This is a genomic window from Cyanobium gracile PCC 6307 (assembly GCF_000316515.1).
Lineage (GTDB): Bacteria > Cyanobacteriota > Cyanobacteriia > PCC-6307 > Cyanobiaceae > Cyanobium > Cyanobium gracile.
Window position 1 is genome coordinate 1,608,958 of sequence record NC_019675.1, and the last position, 12,808, is coordinate 1,621,765.

17 protein-coding genes and 1 tRNA gene are annotated in these 12,808 nt (G+C 70.3%); 14 read left to right on the forward strand and 4 right to left on the reverse strand.

From position 1 onward, the window contains the following. Nucleotides 1–22: 22 nt before the first annotated feature. The 5 genes from CYAGR_RS07675 (at nucleotide 23) to CYAGR_RS07695 (ending at nucleotide 1,992) form a co-directional block, all read left to right on the forward strand. Nucleotides 23–295, forward strand: a complete 273-nt coding sequence (locus CYAGR_RS07675) for a DUF2470 domain-containing protein (RefSeq protein WP_015109232.1) — start codon at nucleotides 23–25, stop codon at nucleotides 293–295. A 288-nt stretch (nucleotides 296–583) separates the two neighbouring features. After that, on the forward strand, nucleotides 584–1,021 hold the full coding sequence (locus CYAGR_RS07680; protein WP_051017078.1) for a ComF family protein: 438 nt from the start codon (nucleotides 584–586) through the stop codon (nucleotides 1,019–1,021). 30 nt (nucleotides 1,022–1,051) lie between these two features. Further along, nucleotides 1,052–1,124 (forward strand) — tRNA-Phe (locus tag CYAGR_RS07685). Nucleotides 1,125–1,155: 31 nt separating this feature from the next. After that, on the forward strand, nucleotides 1,156–1,389 hold the full coding sequence (locus tag CYAGR_RS07690; RefSeq protein WP_015109234.1) for a hypothetical protein: 234 nt from the start codon (nucleotides 1,156–1,158) through the stop codon (nucleotides 1,387–1,389). A 9-nt stretch (nucleotides 1,390–1,398) separates the two neighbouring features. Continuing rightward, complete coding sequence (locus CYAGR_RS07695; RefSeq protein ID WP_015109235.1) at nucleotides 1,399–1,992, forward strand: chromophore lyase CpcT/CpeT; 594 nt, start codon at nucleotides 1,399–1,401, stop codon at nucleotides 1,990–1,992. A gap of 16 nt (nucleotides 1,993–2,008) precedes the next feature. Here the strand turns inward: CYAGR_RS07695 and CYAGR_RS07700 are convergent, their stop codons facing one another. Further along, the gene (locus tag CYAGR_RS07700) at nucleotides 2,009–2,395 is read right to left on the reverse strand and encodes a hypothetical protein (RefSeq protein WP_043325568.1); all 387 of its coding nucleotides are present in this window, start codon (nucleotides 2,393–2,395) and stop codon (nucleotides 2,009–2,011) included. 307 nt (nucleotides 2,396–2,702) lie between these two features. On the opposite strand from CYAGR_RS07700, the gene CYAGR_RS07705 reads away from it, so the two are divergent. From CYAGR_RS07705 to CYAGR_RS07735, 7 genes are all read left to right on the forward strand, one after another. After that, the gene (locus CYAGR_RS07705; protein ID WP_015109237.1) at nucleotides 2,703–3,548 is read left to right on the forward strand and encodes a phycobilisome rod-core linker polypeptide; all 846 of its coding nucleotides are present in this window, start codon (nucleotides 2,703–2,705) and stop codon (nucleotides 3,546–3,548) included. Between the two features lie 43 nt (nucleotides 3,549–3,591). Then, a complete protein-coding gene (locus CYAGR_RS07710; protein WP_015109238.1) occupies nucleotides 3,592–3,849 on the forward strand; it encodes a rod-capping linker protein CpcD domain-containing protein in 258 nt (85 codons plus the stop codon). A 388-nt stretch (nucleotides 3,850–4,237) separates the two neighbouring features. Beyond that, the gene (locus CYAGR_RS07715; RefSeq protein ID WP_015109239.1) at nucleotides 4,238–4,756 is read left to right on the forward strand and encodes a C-phycocyanin subunit beta; all 519 of its coding nucleotides are present in this window, start codon (nucleotides 4,238–4,240) and stop codon (nucleotides 4,754–4,756) included. 57 nt (nucleotides 4,757–4,813) lie between these two features. Then, nucleotides 4,814–5,302, forward strand: coding sequence for a C-phycocyanin subunit alpha (gene cpcA, locus CYAGR_RS07720; RefSeq protein WP_015109240.1), 489 nt, complete (start codon nucleotides 4,814–4,816; stop codon nucleotides 5,300–5,302). A 119-nt stretch (nucleotides 5,303–5,421) separates the two neighbouring features. Beyond that, nucleotides 5,422–6,243, forward strand: a complete 822-nt coding sequence (locus tag CYAGR_RS07725) for a HEAT repeat domain-containing protein (protein ID WP_015109241.1) — start codon at nucleotides 5,422–5,424, stop codon at nucleotides 6,241–6,243. After that, nucleotides 6,243–6,905: a C-phycocyanin alpha-cysteine-84 phycocyanobilin lyase subunit CpcF gene (locus tag CYAGR_RS07730; protein WP_015109242.1), complete on the forward strand. Its 663-nt coding sequence runs from the start codon at nucleotides 6,243–6,245 to the stop codon at nucleotides 6,903–6,905. The genes CYAGR_RS07725 and CYAGR_RS07730 overlap by 1 nt, the downstream gene beginning before the upstream one ends. Continuing rightward, nucleotides 6,902–7,408, forward strand: coding sequence for a low molecular weight protein-tyrosine-phosphatase (locus tag CYAGR_RS07735; RefSeq protein ID WP_015109243.1), 507 nt, complete (start codon nucleotides 6,902–6,904; stop codon nucleotides 7,406–7,408). Before CYAGR_RS07730 ends, CYAGR_RS07735 begins: the two co-directional genes overlap by 4 nt. Here CYAGR_RS07735 and CYAGR_RS07740 read toward each other — a convergent pair. Beyond that, nucleotides 7,405–9,000 (reverse strand): bifunctional pantoate--beta-alanine ligase/(d)CMP kinase, encoded by a 1,596-nt coding sequence (locus CYAGR_RS07740; protein ID WP_425386792.1) that lies wholly within the window; start codon nucleotides 8,998–9,000, stop codon nucleotides 7,405–7,407. The genes CYAGR_RS07735 and CYAGR_RS07740 overlap by 4 nt on opposite strands. Nucleotides 9,001–9,058: 58 nt before the next feature. After that, the gene (locus tag CYAGR_RS07745) at nucleotides 9,059–9,553 is read right to left on the reverse strand and encodes a septal ring lytic transglycosylase RlpA family protein (protein WP_015109245.1); all 495 of its coding nucleotides are present in this window, start codon (nucleotides 9,551–9,553) and stop codon (nucleotides 9,059–9,061) included. A 435-nt stretch (nucleotides 9,554–9,988) separates the two neighbouring features. Between CYAGR_RS07745 and purM the strand changes: the two genes are divergently transcribed. Both purM and CYAGR_RS07755 read left to right on the forward strand, forming a co-directional pair. After that, complete coding sequence (gene purM, locus CYAGR_RS07750) at nucleotides 9,989–11,023, forward strand: phosphoribosylformylglycinamidine cyclo-ligase (RefSeq protein WP_043325570.1); 1,035 nt, start codon at nucleotides 9,989–9,991, stop codon at nucleotides 11,021–11,023. A 96-nt stretch (nucleotides 11,024–11,119) separates the two neighbouring features. After that, nucleotides 11,120–11,782: a hypothetical protein gene (locus CYAGR_RS07755; RefSeq protein WP_015109247.1), complete on the forward strand. Its 663-nt coding sequence runs from the start codon at nucleotides 11,120–11,122 to the stop codon at nucleotides 11,780–11,782. A gap of 5 nt (nucleotides 11,783–11,787) precedes the next feature. Here CYAGR_RS07755 and CYAGR_RS07760 read toward each other — a convergent pair whose 3' ends face one another. After that, nucleotides 11,788–12,783 (reverse strand): aldo/keto reductase, encoded by a 996-nt coding sequence (locus CYAGR_RS07760; protein WP_015109248.1) that lies wholly within the window; start codon nucleotides 12,781–12,783, stop codon nucleotides 11,788–11,790. Between the last annotated feature and the right edge of the window lie 25 nt (nucleotides 12,784–12,808).

Consider the following 12,808-nt stretch of genomic DNA (forward strand, 5'->3'; position numbering starts at 1 on the left):
TTCCCCCAACCGACCTGAACCCATGGCCGCCGATCCCCTCACCGCCGCAGTGAGCGACCGCATCTGCAAGCACATGAACGACGACCACGCCGAAGCCGTTCTCGCCTACGCCCGCCACTACGGCGGCTGCACCGAAGCCCGGGAGGCCCGGATGGTGGCGGTGGCGCCCGAGGCGATGCGCTTGGAGGTGGACGGCACCCGGGTGGAGGTGCCCTTCGACCACGCCCTCACCGACAGCGAGGACGCCCACCGCACCCTGGTGGCCATGCTGCGGTCGCTCCCCGGGAAGGCTTGAGGCAGTGACTGCGCCGCCACCGGCGGCGCCGGACCCCTGACCCTCCTCACACGCCTGAGCCGGCTTCCGCTCGACTGGTTCGCCGCCACCCCCTGCCCCCTGTGTCGTGGCCTGCAGCCGCCGCAGCACGCCTCCGGAGCAGCCTGCCCCGAGTGCCGCCGCAGCCTGCCCCTGCCGGCCGGGGCCCTGAAGGGCAACGAGCCCCTGCTCTGGTGGGCGGCCGGGTCCTACGACGGCGAGCTGCGGCGGTTGCTGCTCGGGCTGCGACAACGGCCGGAGCCCGCCAGGATGGGAGCCCTCGTGCAGGTGCTGGCGGAGGGATTGCCCCGGTGGCGGCAGAGGCCGCTGGTGGTGCCGGTGCCGAGCTGGAAACGGCAGGGGAATCCCCTGCCGGCACTGGTGTGCCGCCAGCTCGTCCGCCAGCTGGGGTACCGCCGTGCCGACCTGCTGGAGCGCTCCCGGCCCGTGCTCGGCCAGCACCACCTCGGCAGGGCCCTGCGCCTGGCCAACCAGGAGGGGGCCTTCCGATGTCGCCGCGGGCCCCGCCTCGGCGAGGCCCTGGGCCGGCCGGTCCTGATCGTCGACGACATCCTCACCAGCGGGGCCACCGCCTGCAGCGCCGCCAGGGCCCTGGAGTCCCTCGGCTGGCAGGTGGTGGGACTCCTCTGCCTGGCCCGCACGCCCCGGGGGCGCTCCCGGACGGGACGGGCCCCCAGCGGGCCGTGATCTAAGATCGCTGCGTCGCTTCGGCGACGGGCCGGGATAGCTCAGTTGGTAGAGCAGGCGACTGAAAATCGCCGTGTCCCCAGTTCAAATCTGGGTCCTGGCATTGCGTGCGGACTGCGCTGCAGCCCATCACCATGCCCCATCAGCCCTCGACCTCCAGCCAGATCTTCAACAACGCCGACAGCTTCGCCCAGGCGTTTGATGAGGCCTGGCAGGAGCACAGTCGAGAGGATCCCTCCCACGGGCTCACCAGCGCCGAGAAGCTCGAAGCGATCCTCGGCCGGGTGGCGGCCCACCCCTTCGCCCAGGCGGATCCGGCCATGGCCCGCCAGGTGGGGGCCTTCCGGATCCGCCTGCTCGACCTTTAGATGGCGCCCATGAGCAGCTCCCTCGCCCGCCTCCTCCAGCTCCTGAGCGGCGGCTTCAGCAACCAGAGCCAGGCCTTCGACAATCCGCCCCTCTACGCCCACATCCTGGTCAAGTTCCGGCCGCTGCCCCAGCTGGCGCCAGGCTCCCTGCTCCTGGAGCAGTCCTACGCCATCTCACCCGGCACGCCCTACAGGATCCGGGTGCTGCGGGCCGAGCGCCGCGACGGCGAACTGATCATCCACAACCAGGCCCTGCACGAGGAGCAGCGTTTCTGGGGCGCCATTGAGGATGAGGGGCGACGCCGCAGCATCGGGGACGCCGACCTGCTGCCCCTTGAGGGCTGCACCTACGTGGTGCGGGAGGTGGGCGACGGGTTCGCCGGCGAGGTGGAACCCGGTTGCCGCTGCCTCGTGGAGCGCAAGGGGAGCGTAGCTTACCTGGTCAGCAGCTTCGAGATCGATTCCCGGGGCATGCGCACCATCGACCGGGGCCACGATCCGGCCACCCATGAGCAGCTCTGGGGATCCCTGGCCGGCCCCTTCGAGTTCGAGCGCACCGACGACTTCCGCGCCGAACTGCCCCCCGCCTGGCTGGAGACCTGAACGGCCAGGGGCCCTTTCAGCCGGCGATCAGCTCGTCCATGAAGGGCTGCTCCCCCTCATCCAGGAAGGGATCGACCTCCTCCGGGGCCAGATCGAAGGATTCCGCCACCGGCTGGGAGGCCAGGGGCTCCTGCTGCAACGCCGGCGGATGCACCGCCTGCAGATGGCGGGACGTGCCGCTGCGATCCAGACCCCGCAGGGCCACCTCGATCCTGGCCAGGCGCTCTTCGGTGTCGCCCAGGCGCTCGTCCATGGCGGCCCCATGGGCGGCCTCAAGGTCAGCGACCTCCTCCAGCCGCACGCCGATGCGATCCTCGTGACCCCCGAGACGCTCCTCCAGCTCCAGCAGGCGGTAGGTGAGCGCTTCGGTCACCTGGGACAACACCTGCAGCTGATCAGCCAACCGGAGGGAGGAGTCCTCGGATGGGGACACAACAGAAGCCATGACGGCACCGGGATGATGGTCGGATGGTATCGGCGTGGGGCCGGCCCGCCAGGGGTGTCCCCAGCCGGGGGGTTTGTAACGATTCTGAAAACCCTGTCGTGGCGAGCGGACAGGCCCATAGGATCCGCCTTGCAGCCCATGATCGGGACGTTCCCTGCAGCCGTCCTTGAAGGCGTCTGCTGAACGGCAGCGGCCTTGCGCCCAGCCCATGCGCCCTGCCCACTGACCTTCTCTACCTACGCCTCTCCCCCCGGCACCCACGCTCATGACACTTGCCAACGCTGCCTATCTGGGCATCGAGCGTTTCTCCAGCGACCGCAACAAGGAAAACTGGACGAACGCCACCGAAAACGACAAGGCCGCCCTGATCCGCGCCGTCTATAAGCAGGTGCTGGGTAACCAGTACATCATGGCCAGCGAGCGACTCGAAGGACCTGAGTCTCTCTTCAAGCGCGGTTACCTCAGCGTGCGGGAGTTCGTGCGCCAGGTGGCGAAAAGTGGTTTGTACAGAGCGAAGTTCTTCGAACCCTGCAATCCCTACCGCTTCATCGAACTGAACTTCAAGCATCTCCTTGGCCGCGCTCCGCAGAACAAAGCCGAGATGCTCCACCATTTCACGATTCTGCAGGAGCAGGGCTACGACGCCGAGATCGATTCCCTGATCGACAGCGCCGAGTATCAGAACCGCTTCGGTGAAGAGGTGGTTCCGTTCCTGCATGGCTGGGATTATTCCGCAGGACAGCACGGCCTGCAGTTCTCCTACATGATGCAACTGGCCCGCGGTGTGGGTGCCTCCGTTCGCGGTTGCACCTTCAAGACCCAGTCCCGACTCAATCCCTCGGTGCATGCGGAAGCCCCCCTCCCAGTGGTGAGCCCCAACGCCAAGGGCAGCGTCTTCCGCAAGGTGATCAGCGATGGCGTCACCCGCCAGGGTGTGGGAGCCAGCGAGGAGGGTCGCACCTTCCGGGTCGAGATCTCCGGCTTCAACAACTACCGGCTGCACAAGCGCAGCAACCGGGTGCGCTTCATCCCCTTCAACAAGCTGCTTGAGACCCAGCAGCAGATCCACCGTGAAGGCGGCCGCATCGCCAGCATCACCCCGGTCAACTGAGCCGGGCTTCCGTTCCGCCGTTCCCCCCTACCCCTCCGAATCCATGAAGGTTTCCGCAGGCACCCGAGGCACCGGCCTCAACAGTTCCCGCCAAGTGGCGTTCACCGTCACCGGCGTCAACAACAACGACTACTCCCGCACCGCGGACATGGTCATGAACGTGCCGTTCACCCGCATGAACGAGACCATGCGTCTGGTCCACGCCATGGGCGGCAAGATCGTCAGCGTCTCCGTGACCGGCGGCGGCACCGGCTCCGAGGCGCCGGCCCCCCGCAAGGGAAAAGCGAAGGCTGAGGGCTGAGGCCATCCCTCGGCCCGATGTTTGATGGGTCCCCTCCGAGGGGGCCCTTTTTCATGGGCCGTGTTCGTGGGTCGGGACACCGGGCCATACACCCATCCGCCGGATGAACCGTCCAGGCTGAACGCCAGCGGCCGGGCAGGCGGCCAGAAGCACTGCGGCCGTGTGGATCCTGGCGGTGGTGACCATTTATTAAGTCGCCCCCATCCACCGGACGCCGTCACCAACAATAGGTAGGTCTTTCGGAGCGATGCCCGGCCCTGGCCAGGCAATCATCGAAAGCAACGACGCAGTCGACGTCAGCCAGGCCTCCCCCCGGACTGACGCTCCAGACTCGACCCCCTTACCCACCCAATCCCGACGTTCGACGTCGAGAACAGGAGCTAACTCAATGTTCGACGCCTTCACCAAGGTCGTTGCTCAGGCTGATGCCCGCGGCGAATTCCTCAACGCTGGTCAGATCGATGCCCTTTCCGGCGTCGTCGCTGACAGCTTCAAGCGTATGGATGCCGTGAACCGCATCACCTCCAACGCTTCCAAGATCGTCACCAACGCGGCCCGCGATCTGTTCGACCAACAGCCCGCCCTGATCGCCCCCGGCGGCAACGCCTACACCCATCGCCGCATGGCTGCCTGCCTGCGCGACATGGAGATCGTTCTCCGCTACGTCACCTACGCCGTCTTCACCGGTGACGCCTCCGTCCTGGAAGATCGCTGCCTCAACGGCCTCCGCGAGACCTATCTGGCCCTCGGCGTGCCCGGCGCTTCCGTCGCCGAAGGCATCCGCAAGATGAAGGACGCCGCCATCGCCATCGCCAACGACCGCAACGGCATCACCCAGGGCGACTGCTCCTCCCTGATGTCCGAAATCGGCACCTACTTCGATCGCGCAGCCGCTGCTGTCGCCTGATCGTCGGCTGATCGCCGTCTCAATCTTCCGGTTCACCTTCTCTCTAACACCCTCCCCATGAAGACTCCCCTCACCGAGGCCGTCGCAGCCGCTGATTCCCAGGGCCGCTTCCTGTCCAACACCGAGCTCAACGCCGCCTTCGGCCGCTTTGAGCGCGCCAAGAACGCCCTGGAAGCCGCCAAGGCCCTCACCGCCAACGCCGACTCCCTGGTGAACGGCGCCGCCCAGGCCGTCTACAACAAGTTCCCCTACACCACCCAGATGCAGGGGAGCAACTACGCCTCCGACGCCCGCGGCAAGGCCAAGTGTGCCCGTGACATCGGCTACTACCTCCGCATGGTCACCTACTGCCTGGTCGCCGGTGGCACCGGCCCCATGGATGAGTACCTCGTGGCCGGTCTCGACGAGATCAACCGCACCTTTGAGCTCTCCCCCTCCTGGTACGTTGAAGCCCTGACCTACATCAAGGCCAACCACGGCGTCTCCGGCGATGCCGGCGTCATCGCCAACAACTACATCGACTACGCCATCAGCGCTCTCGTCTGAGCTCTCAAGGCCATCGTTGTTTCCGGGTCCCCTGCGGGGGGCCCTTTTTTTCTGGCCGGAGTCCCGCCGGCCCCGGGGATGGCAGCATTCCCCAAGCCCCCTCGCACGTGCGCAGAGCCATGGCCGGTGACGGCGAACCGATCAGCGAAGCCGAGGCCCTGGAGCAGCTGCGCCAGACCGACGACCAATCCCGTCAGTACTACGCGGCCTGGTGGCTGGGGCGCATGCGCAGCCGGCACCCGGAGGCCGTGCCCCTGCTGCTCGCCGCCCTGACCCAGCGCCAGCCGCGGGATCCGGGCGCCGGTGTCGAGCACAACGCCGTGGCCCGCAACGCGGCCCGGGCCCTGGGCAAGATCGCCGATGCGCGGGCCATCCCCGAGCTGCTGGCGGTGCTCGACGACGCCGACGACGGCCTGCGGGAGGCCGCGGCCCGCTCCCTCGGCGAGCTGCGGGCGACGCCGGCGGTGCCCCTGCTGATCCGCCGGCTGGCCAGCGGCCCCGCCGTCGCCGGTTCCTGCCGCAGCGACAGCCCCCGGCTGCAGGAACCCTGTGAAGCGATGCTGGAGGCCCTCGGGGCGATCGGGGAGGGGCACGCGGAGGTGCTGGAGGTGATCCGGCCCTTCACCGCCCACGACCGGCCCCTGGTCCGCAGCGCCGCCTGCCGCGCCCTGCTGCAGCTCACCGGAGAAACGCTCTGGGCCGACGAGCTGCTCGGCCTGCTGCAGCATCCCCAGCTGCAGGTGCGGCGTGCGGCCCTGATGGATCTGGGGGCGGTGGGATGGCGGCCCGCCCTGGAGGCGATCCGGCGCACCTTCGCCGAGAACAGCCTCAAGCTGATCGCCCTGCGGGGACTTGTCGAGCATGGCCGCGGCTCCGGCAGCGGCAGCGAAGCGGACAGCGATGATGAGGTCCTCCTGATGGCGATGGACGCCCTGCTGTGATGACGGCCGGAAGCGGAGATTCCCAGCGCGCCGCCGATCGGATCCGGGCCTTCGAGCAGGCCGGCAGCGCCGAGGAGCTGGTGGCGGCCACCCGCCGGCTGACCGACTGCGACGACCCCCTGGCCACCGTGCCCCAGCTGGTGCAGGTGCTTGGGTTCAACAATCCCGGTGCCGCCGTCGCCGCCGTGGACGGCCTGATCGCGATGGGCCCGGCGGCCGTCGCGCCCCTGCTGGCCAATCTGGATGCCCACAACTACGGGGCCAGGGCCTGGGCCGTCCGGGCCTTGGCGGGCATCGGCGACCCGCGCGGCCTGGAGGTGCTCGAGGACGCCCTGGCCACCGACGTCGGACCCAGCGTGCGCCGGGCCGCCGCCAGGGGCCTGGGGGCTCTGCGGCTGGGGAACCTCCCCGAGCAGGAGCGGGAAGGGATTCGCCAGCGCTGCCTGGAGGCCCTGGAAGCCGGCCGCAGCGACGGTGAATGGGTCGTGCGCTATGCCGTGGCCGTGGGCTTCGAGGGCCTGGCCCTGCCGCTTGCTCCGCCCCATCTCCACCGCCAACGGGCCGTGGCCGGCCTCACCCAGCTCCAGAACCCAGAGCAGGAGGAGACTCTGGTGGTGCGCCTGCGGGCCGGTGTGGCCCTGAAGCGACTGGACAACCGATGACCTCCCCTGATCCGACCGCCATCCTGTTCGTCTGTCTCGGCAACATCTGCCGCTCCCCGGCCGCCGAGGGGGTGTTCCTGCACCTGATCGCCCGCCAGGGGCTGGAGCAGGCCTTCACGGTCGACTCCGCCGGCACCGGTGACTGGCACGTGGGCCGCCCCGCCGACGCCCGCATGCGCAGCGCCGCGGCCCGCCGGGGCATCGTTCTGCCCAGCCGGGCCCGCCAGATCACCACGGACGACCTGAGCCGCTTCGACCACGTGCTGACGATGGACCGGCAGAACCTGGAGGCGGTGCGGGGCCTGGGCGGGCGGGGGGAGGCCGCCGCCCGCATCGGCCCGCTCACCCGATACTGCCGCCGTTACAGCGTCGAGGAGGTGCCCGATCCTTACTACGGCGGCGAGGCGGGCTTCGACCGGGTGCTGGACCTGCTGGAGGACGCCTGCGGGGGGCTGCTGGAGGCCCTGAGGGCCGATCAGGGTCCTGGTCCGGGGCGCCGCTAGGGCGCCGGCTCCTGCAGGGGGGAGGGGCCCGGCCAGGCGTCCTCCGGCACCCGCTCACGGAACAGGTCGACCAGGCGCTGGATCACGGCGTCGATGGCCAGACCGTCGGTGACCAGTTCCACGGCGTCGTCCGCCTGGCGCAGGGGGGCCTCGGCGCGGCTGGAATCACGGTGATCCCGCTCGGCGATCTGGGCCTCCAGTTCCGCCAGGGCCGGCACGTCGTAACCGCGCTGGGCCAGATCCGCCGCCCGGCGGCGGGCCCGCTCCGCCACCGTGGCCGTGAGGAACACCTTGCATTCGGCCTCCGGGAAGACGGCGGTGCCGATGTCGCGGCCCTCCGCCACCAGGCCGCCCCGCCGGCCCATGGCCTGCTGCTGGCGGGTGAGGGCCGCCCGCACGCAGGCGTGAGCGGCCACGGTGGAGACTTGAGCGGTGACCTCGGGCCCCCGGATCGCCGAGCTGACCTCATGGCCGTTGACCCGCACCTGCTGCTCCCCGGCGGCGGCGGTCTCCAGCCGCAGGTCGAGGTCGTCGAGCAGGGGGGCGATGGCGGCGGGGTCGGACGGGTCCACACCCCGGTGCAGCACCCACCAGGTCAGGGCCCGGTACATGGCGCCCGTATCGAGGTAGACGAGCCCCAGGCGGCGGGCGAAGGCCCGTGTGACCGTGCTCTTGCCCGCCCCGGCGGGGCCATCGATGGCGACGATCGGGGGACGGTTCATCAGAAAGATGTGGTCGATCAGGCGGGTGCTGCCGCAGCGGGCGGCGGCGGCGAGCAGGGAGATCCCGGTGGCGGCGGGCACCGGGGCCAGGCTAAGGGGATGGACGAGCTGCACATACTCGACACCGAGCCCCGCCGCCTCCAGGGCCCCGCTCACCGCCGCCGTCAGCGCTTCGGCGCTGCCGGTGCCGCCGCGCCAGAGCGCGAGCGCTGCCTTGAGGGCGGAGGGCAGGGCCGCCGCCTGGCCACGTTCGGCGGCGCTGAGGTAGCGATGGCGGGAACTGCAGGCGAGGCCATCGGCCTCCCGCACGGTGGCGCACCCCTGGACCGTCACCGGCAGGGCCAGATCGGTGACGACACGGCGCAGGATCGTGAGCTGCTGCCAGTCCTTCTCCCCGAGCAGGAGGCGATCGGGCCGCACCAGGGCCAGCAGACGACAGACGACGGTGGCGACCCCCTCGAAATGGCCGGGGCGTCCGGGACCGCACAGGGAACGGCGCAGGCCGGCCGGGGGGACCACGGCGGTGAGCTCCGCCTCGCCGCCGGGGAACAGGTCCGCCACGGAGGGGGCGAAGAGGGCAGCGGCCCCCGCCGCGGCCCCCAGGGCCGCATCGGCGGCCAGATCGCGGGGATAGCGGGCGAAATCCTCGGAGGGTCCGAACTGGAGCGGATTGACGAACACGCTCAGCAGCACCGCGGGCCGGCCGGCGGGGACGGCCGCCGAGGCCCGCCGCAACAGCTGCTGATGGCCCTCGTGCAGGCTGCCCATGGTGGGCACGAAGTGGAGCGGCCGCCTGGCCTGGCCTCGGCGCCAGTCGCTCAGGTCGGCCAGGGTCTGAAGCAGTCGCACCGGCACAAAGGGAAAGCCCACCCGCCAGATTGGCGGATGGGCCGGTGGACAGGGTTCCGGCCGCGGCCGGAGCTGGGACTCAGGGCAGGACTTCCAGCTTCACATCGGCAATGCCGCTGGCGGTGAGGCCAAGCTCCTTGGCGGCACCATGGGCCAGATCGATCACCCGGTTGCCGTGGAAAGGACCACGGTCATTGATGCGCACCACGGCGGAACGACCGTTCCAGAGGTTGGTGACGCGCACCATTGTGCCGAAGGGCAGGGTGCGGTGGGCGGCGGTGAGGGTGCCGGGACGGAAGACCTCTCCACTGGCGGTGCGGTTGCCGAAGAAGCCGGGGCCATACCAGCTGGCCTGGCCGGTACTGACCCGACCGGCGGAGGCGATCAGGTTGCTGGCCGTGGGTACGGGGCGGATCTCGTCGACGAAGCGCTCCCAGCTGGAGGGAAAGTCGGCGGGGCGAATGGCAACGGAACTCCCTGGCGCCTGCGTGGCAGTAAGGGAGCCGGCCTGGGCCGGGGCGATGCTGCTGGTGAAGAGGAGGGCGGCGGTGCCCAGGAGTTGAGTGACTCGCATGACAGGCGGAAATCACCGGCGGAGCAGGAGAACGAAGAAGGGACTTCCTCGAAGACTGCATTCGGACGCTGACGACAACCGGAACCAGAAGCGGTGTTGGCTGAGGTGAACGGGACCGAAATGGCCTGGTGAATTCCTTACAGGAAATGACAACCCCGGAAAACTATCCGAAGTCCGCAGGGCCCCTACGGACCCCGGAAGCCCCCCTGGATCGATCAGTTTTCTTCATCTTTGCCACCCTTCCAGGCGTCCACTGGCCTGACTGGCCCATCGGCGCTACCGACACATCAGTGGATTTGATTGCTTTCATAAGCTGCAACGATGGGATCGTGGGCCAATCGCGGGATCGTCCACGTCCAGGGCCTCTCCGACGTTTCCCCAGCCCCCCGCGGCCCCGTGCCGATGCAGGATCGGTGCAGCGCTGACCCCTGCCCCATGGACTATCGCTCTGCCGGCGTGGACGTGGTCGCCGGCCGCGCCTTCGTGGAACGGATCCGGGACAGCGTCGAGACCACCCGACGGCCGGAGGTGCTGGGCGGACTGGGGGGCTTCGGCGGGCTCTGCCGGCTGCCGGCCGGCATGAAGCGTCCATTGCTGGTGGCGGGAACCGACGGGGTGGGCACCAAGCTCGAACTGGCCCAGGCCCATGGGGCCCACCACGGGGTGGGCATCGATCTGGTGGCCATGTGCGTCAACGACGTGATCACCAGCGGTGCCGAACCCCTCTTCTTCCTTGATTACATCGCCACCGGCAAGCTCGGCCCCGAGGCCATGGCCGAGGTGGTGGAGGGCATCGCCGACGGCTGCCGCCAGAGCGGCTGTGCCCTGCTGGGGGGCGAGACCGCGGAGATGCCGGGCTTCTACGGCGAAGGCCGCTACGACCTGGCCGGGTTCTGCGTGGCGGTGGTGGAGGAGGAGGACAGGATCGACGGTGCCCGGGTGGGCGCCGGCGACCGGATCGTCGCCGTGGCCAGCAGCGGTGTCCACAGCAATGGCTTCAGCCTGGTGCGGCGCATCCTCGAGGCCGAGGCCGTCGACGCCGGCACGCCCCTGCCGGCCACCGGCCAGGGGCTGATCGACGCCCTGCTCACCCCCACCTTTCTCTATGCCGCCCTGGTGAAGGAGCTGCGCCGCTCCGGGCTGCCTCTGCACGCCATGGCCCACATCACCGGCGGCGGGCTGCCGGAGAACCTGCCCCGCTGCCTGCCGCGGGGGGTCCACGCCGTGGTGGACCCCGGTAGCTGGGAGCGCCCACCCCTGTTCCGCTGGCTCCAGGAGAAGGGAGAGGTGCCGGAGGCCGACCTCTGGAACACCTTCAATCTCGGAGTCGGCTTCTGTCTGGTGGTGCCACCGGTGGCCCTGCCCGCGGTCCTCGACCACTGCCGCTCCTCGGGCCACCAGGCCTGGGAGCTGGGTGTCGTCGCCGCGGGCGACCCGGGGGAGACCCCCCTGGCCGGATTGCCGCACTGAAGCCACCCCGGCCTGGATGCACCGCTTTCCCTAAGGTCATCAACGTCTTTGCCGACACGACCAGGCCTCCTTCCGCTCCGACGAGTTCGTTGCCCGATGTTCGATACGTCCAGACGCATCACGCGCCGCCGCAGTTCCGCCGGCCCGATTCCCCCCCAGCGGCCCCAGCAGCCCCGCCCCCGCCTGCGAGACGGCGGAGGCCCGGTGCAGCGCGAAGGCACGGGCGGCCAGCGGCCCACCTTCCTGACCCTGCGGGACCACGGCAAGGTCTATGTGGCCGACCTGCCCCGCCTCTCCGACGGCCAGCTCACCCATATCCATAAGGAGGCCCAGGACGTCTTCGACAGCCTCAACCGCCGCCTTCAGGAGCTGGAGGACCAGACCTTCCTGAGCGAGGCCGACCAGGACACCCGGATCCGGGCGACTACCAAGCGCGACATCACCCAGCGGTTCCTCAACTCGATCGCCCAGGAACAGGAGCTGCGGCGTTCCAACCCGGCCCTGCGGGCCGCGGCGGGTGAATCCCTGGCCCGGGCCTTCCTCGAACTGGCCCGCCATCGGCTGCCCGGCTCCACCTTCGACTCCCTGCTGCAGGAGGCCCTCAGCGCCTGCGGTCCCGGTGAGGACGGCGCCCTCAGCGGCGAAACGGCCGATCCCCAGGTGGTGCGGCTGCTGCAGCGGGCCGAGGCCCCCCAGCCGCGGCCGGCGGCCCTGCCGGTGGTGCTGAGTCCGGACCCGGCCGACGCCCTCAGCGCCTGAGCGGTTCAGTCGCTCTGGAACGGGTTGGCCGGCATGCGCGCCTCGCCGCGCAGCGCCACCCGGTCCAGATCCTGCCGCTCCTCCTCCGCAAGGCACCAGGCGGCGGCCGCCGCCGCCGCTTCGGCCTGATCGGGGCGGCGCAGTCCCACCAGGGGCAGGGCGCCGTGGGCCCGGCACCAGTTGATCGCCACGGCCGCCATCGGGGCGTCGTGGGCACGGGCGATCCGCTCCATGGTCTGCAGCAGGGGCTGGATGCGTGGCCGCAGGCGCCGGAACAGCAGGCCCCGCGGTCCCGGGGGTAGCGCCGCCGGGGCCTCCCCCGGGGGCTGGGCCAGCAGCCCCAGGGCCAGGGGGCTGTAGGCCAGCAGCTCGATGCCCAGCTCCCGGCAGACCGGAGCCACCCCCTGGACCCCGAGTGCGTCGGGGGCCAGCAGGGACAGCTGCACCTGCACGCTGGCCAAACGCAGGCCGCGCCGGTCCAGCTGGTCGTGCACCCGGCGCAGGCGGCGCGGGCCCAGGTTGGAGACCCCCAGGCTGCCCACCCGGCCCCGGGCCACCAGATCCGCCAGTCCCTCCAGCAGAGCGCCCTCCTGCCAGGGGGCGTAGCGGGCCGTGCTCCAGTGCAGCTGCACCCTGTCCAGGTGGCCCCTCAGGCGCCCCAGGGACGCCTCGAAGGCCGCGTCGAACCCCCGGCGGCCCAGGCGCCAGGGGAACGGGGCCAGCTTGGTGGCCACGGTCAGCTGCTGGCGCCGGGCCGGCGGCAGGGCCGCGACGCAGTCGCCCAGGAGCGACTCGCTGCGTCCCCCGTAGCGGCCGGTGCCGTAGGAATCGGCCGTATCGAAGAACGTCAGACCCAGCTCCACCGCACGGCGGAAGCAGGCGGCCAGGGTGTCGTCCTGGGCGGGGTCGTACCCCCAGAGGAACTGGTTGCCCCAGGCCCAGGTGCCGATCCCGACCCCGGGGACGACCGACGGCGGCGGAGCGGGCAAGATGTCGGCCATGGCGATCACGCGAGTCCCGGTCCAT

Coding starts and splice junctions, on each gene's coding strand:
- CYAGR_RS07675 (WP_015109232.1), top strand. CDS start 23: ATGGCCGCCGATCCCCTCACCGCCGCAGTGAGCGACCGCATCTGCAAG.
- CYAGR_RS07680 (WP_051017078.1), top strand. CDS start 584: ATGGGAGCCCTCGTGCAGGTGCTGGCGGAGGGATTGCCCCGGTGGCGG.
- CYAGR_RS07690 (WP_015109234.1), top strand. CDS start 1,156: ATGCCCCATCAGCCCTCGACCTCCAGCCAGATCTTCAACAACGCCGAC.
- CYAGR_RS07695 (WP_015109235.1), top strand. CDS start 1,399: ATGAGCAGCTCCCTCGCCCGCCTCCTCCAGCTCCTGAGCGGCGGCTTC.
- CYAGR_RS07705 (WP_015109237.1), top strand. CDS start 2,703: ATGACACTTGCCAACGCTGCCTATCTGGGCATCGAGCGTTTCTCCAGC.
- CYAGR_RS07710 (WP_015109238.1), top strand. CDS start 3,592: ATGAAGGTTTCCGCAGGCACCCGAGGCACCGGCCTCAACAGTTCCCGC.
- CYAGR_RS07715 (WP_015109239.1), top strand. CDS start 4,238: ATGTTCGACGCCTTCACCAAGGTCGTTGCTCAGGCTGATGCCCGCGGC.
- cpcA (WP_015109240.1), top strand. CDS start 4,814: ATGAAGACTCCCCTCACCGAGGCCGTCGCAGCCGCTGATTCCCAGGGC.
- CYAGR_RS07725 (WP_015109241.1), top strand. CDS start 5,422: ATGGCCGGTGACGGCGAACCGATCAGCGAAGCCGAGGCCCTGGAGCAG.
- CYAGR_RS07730 (WP_015109242.1), top strand. CDS start 6,243: ATGACGGCCGGAAGCGGAGATTCCCAGCGCGCCGCCGATCGGATCCGG.
- CYAGR_RS07735 (WP_015109243.1), top strand. CDS start 6,902: ATGACCTCCCCTGATCCGACCGCCATCCTGTTCGTCTGTCTCGGCAAC.
- CYAGR_RS07745 (WP_015109245.1), bottom strand. CDS start 9,553: ATGCGAGTCACTCAACTCCTGGGCACCGCCGCCCTCCTCTTCACCAGC.
- purM (WP_043325570.1), top strand. CDS start 9,989: ATGGACTATCGCTCTGCCGGCGTGGACGTGGTCGCCGGCCGCGCCTTC.
- CYAGR_RS07755 (WP_015109247.1), top strand. CDS start 11,120: ATGTTCGATACGTCCAGACGCATCACGCGCCGCCGCAGTTCCGCCGGC.
- CYAGR_RS07760 (WP_015109248.1), bottom strand. CDS start 12,783: ATGGCCGACATCTTGCCCGCTCCGCCGCCGTCGGTCGTCCCCGGGGTC.